Below are 1,132 nucleotides of genomic sequence, written 5' to 3' on the forward strand. Positions count from 1 at the left end.
GTGCTTGTTCGTATCGGCTGCTACCCGGATCAGCGGGCGGCCACGACGTTAACCTCAAGCGGGGCAACAACGTCGGTGTGCAGTCGCACGGAGGCGCTGTGGCGACCCGTGGACTTGATCGGACGGAGGAGCTCGATCTTGCGCCGGTCAATGGCCGGGCCACCGGCCTCCTTGACGGCGTCCGCAAGCTGTGCGGTGCTGACGGCTCCGAAGAGGCGGCCGTTATCACCGGAGACGGCGCTCACCGTGACAACGTTGCCCGCCAGCCAGGCGCGGGCCTCCTGGGCCTGCTCCAGGGAGTCAATGGCGCGCTTGCGGCGTGCCTCAGCCATCTGGTCGATCTGGCGCTGGGCGCCCTTGGTCCACGGGGTGGCCAGCTTGCGGGGCAGGAGGTAGTTCCGGGCGTAGCCGTCCTTGACCTCCACAACCTCCCCGGCTGCGCCGAGGTTGGTCACGTCGTGCGTGAGAATGAGCTTGGTGGTCATGATCTGCGCCTCCTATCAGCGGGTCGAGCTCGTGTAGGGCAGCAGGGCCATCTCGCGGGCGTTCTTGATAGCCCTGGCGATCTTGCGCTGATCCTGCACGGAGACGCCGGTCACGCGGCGGGCGCGGATCTTGCCGCGGTCCGAGATGAACTTCCGCAGCGTAGCGGTGTCCTTGTAGTCAATGGTGCCGACCTTGACGGCCTTCACCGGTGCGATCTTCTTCTTCGGCTTACGAAGCTGGGGCTTCGCCATGGTGGTACTCCTTGGCTTGGGCGCCCACTGGCACCCGTGGGTCTATTGCGAGAATGATGCGGGGCGACGACCGCGCCCACGCGCCCGGCCGAACCGGGCGAAGAGTTGTGTTTGCGCTAATGCTGCACAGTTAAGGAGACGTGGGTCAGAACGGGGGCTCGTCACCGAAGCTGGTGGCGCCACCGGTGGCCCAGGGGTCATCCGCGGCGCCGCCGGCCGGGGCGTTGTAGCTGCCCTGCTGGCCGCCCTGGCTGTAACCGCCCTGACCGCCCTGGGAGCTCTGGTAGCCGCCCTGCTGGCCGCCACCCTGGTTGTATCCGCCCTGCTGGCCTGCGTTGTAGCCGCCGCCCTGAGAGCCCTGGTTGAAGCCGCCCTGGCCGCCCCCGCGGGGCTGG

Annotated in this window: 2 protein-coding genes and 1 pseudogene; all 3 read right to left on the reverse strand. The window is 67.9% G+C overall.

The window, feature by feature from the left end; translation table 11 throughout:
- Positions 1-29: 29 nt before the first annotated feature.
- Positions 30-485, reverse strand: coding sequence for a 50S ribosomal protein L9 (gene rplI / locus GZ998_RS11065; protein WP_161925158.1), 456 nt, complete (start codon positions 483-485; stop codon positions 30-32).
- 15 nt (positions 486-500) lie between these two features.
- The gene (gene rpsR, locus GZ998_RS11070) at positions 501-737 is read right to left on the reverse strand and encodes a 30S ribosomal protein S18 (protein WP_161925159.1); all 237 of its coding nucleotides are present in this window, start codon (positions 735-737) and stop codon (positions 501-503) included.
- Positions 738-882: 145 nt separating this feature from the next.
- A pseudogene (locus GZ998_RS11075) lies at positions 883-1,132 on the reverse strand (single-stranded DNA-binding protein); the annotation flags it as partial.

The sequence above is a fragment of the Actinomyces sp. 594 genome, assembly GCF_019325145.1.
Classification (GTDB): domain Bacteria; phylum Actinomycetota; class Actinomycetes; order Actinomycetales; family Actinomycetaceae; genus Actinomyces.